The sequence below is a fragment of the Oleiphilus sp. HI0132 genome (assembly GCF_001635845.1).
This window is the reverse complement of the sequence record NZ_LWGJ01001561.1, coordinates 1-1,549: the sequence shown is the minus strand read 5'-3', so window position 1 is coordinate 1,549 and position 1,549 is coordinate 1. Positions and strand designations below refer to the sequence as shown.

The window sequence follows — 1,549 nt, the reverse complement described above, 5'->3', positions numbered from 1 at the left end:
TTGTTATTTACGACCCTCTTTATGCCAAAAATTCTTGCTTTAGATACTTCTTCTGATAATTGCTCTGCAGCATTGTGGAGTGAGCAAACAATGTATCAGGTGTGCGAAAAAGCCCCTCGAAGTCATACTCAGTTAATTTTACCTATGGTGAAAGACTGTTTGGGCCACGGTAAGTTAAAAGCTAAAAATCTGGATGCGCTTGCTTTTGGTTGTGGGCCAGGTTCGTTCACGGGTATTCGTATCGCGACTGGTATCGCGCAAGGCTTGGCCTACGGAAGTGACTGTCATATCTATGCCATATCTAATATCCAAGCTCTAGCCCTACAAAGCTATTTGAAGTACGGTATTTCTCAAGTGCTTGTAGCAATTGATGCACGTATGGATGAGGTGTATTGGGCTTGCTGCAAAGTGGAGAAACAGAGCAACGGGAACGAGGATCCTTATTATCGGGTGGAGACTTTGGGTATTGAAAATGTGACTAAACCTGAATTAGTGAGCTTGCCTGACGCGATCACGGATGGGCCTATTATTGGTGTCGGTAGTGGCTTTGACTACTCTGAACGTTTCCCTTCGGATGTAAAAGGGCATTTGGATAGTTTTGATGCTGAGATGAGACCAGAGGCTCATGCTATTTGTCAGCTGGCTCGTTATGCGCATTTTAAAGGTGTAGCAGGGCTACTAGAAGACGCGATGCCATCCTATGTCAGAAATACGGTTACATGGAAAAAACTGCCGGGTAGAGCCTAAGTGCTACTCGCTATATGGATTGATAGTTAAGGATTAAAAATGACTTGGTTTGAAGCAGTTATATTGGCACTTGTTCAGGGCTTGACGGAGTTTCTACCCATATCGAGCTCCGCTCACCTGATTTTGCCTTCACAAGTTTTGGGCTGGGAAGATCAAGGCTTGGCTTTTGATGTAGCGGTTCACGTTGGCACCTTGATGGCGATAGTCATTTATTTTCGTAGAGAAGTGATTCAACTGAGTGGCGCATGGTTCAAGAGCGTGTCGTTTAAAGAGCAGTCTAATGATGGTCGCTTGGCCTGGTTGATTATTCTGGCAACGATACCCGCAGGTTTGGCTGGTTTCCTTCTTAATGACTTTATAAGTGAAAACTTGCGTTCCACTGCCGTGATCGCGACGACAACAATAATATTTGGGCTTGCTTTATACGCTTCTGATCACTTTGGTTCTCGTAAGCTTAGCCTTAAAGATATAGACGTTAAAGCGGCCTTAGTCATAGGTTTTAGCCAGGCGTTAGCCTTGATTCCGGGAACATCCCGTTCAGGCATCACTATGACAGCGGCCTTGTTAATTGGTTTCAGTCGTGATGCTGCGGCTAGGTACTCATTTCTGCTTTCTATTCCTCTCATCACGGCAGCAGGCCTGCTTAAAACAAAAGAGTTGCTAGAAACGGGAACGAATGACGACTGGTTCTTGGTGGCGCTTGGGACTGGTGTTGCTTTTGTGAGCGCTTATGCCTGTATTCATTTGTTTTTACAGTTTCTAGAGCGCATAGGTTTTACACCGTTTGTTATTTACCGTTTAC

The 1,549-nt window shown here is 44.8% G+C and carries 2 protein-coding genes; both read left to right on the top strand.

The window, feature by feature from the left end; genetic code table 11:
- A partial coding sequence (gene tsaB / locus A3766_RS24015) for a tRNA (adenosine(37)-N6)-threonylcarbamoyltransferase complex dimerization subunit type 1 TsaB (RefSeq protein WP_231882980.1) occupies positions 1–747 on the top strand: 747 nt, incomplete at its 5' end.
- A 39-nt stretch (positions 748–786) separates the two neighbouring features.
- Positions 787–1,549 (top strand): undecaprenyl-diphosphate phosphatase (locus A3766_RS24010; RefSeq protein WP_068643113.1); only part of this gene is annotated, 763 nt, incomplete at its 3' end.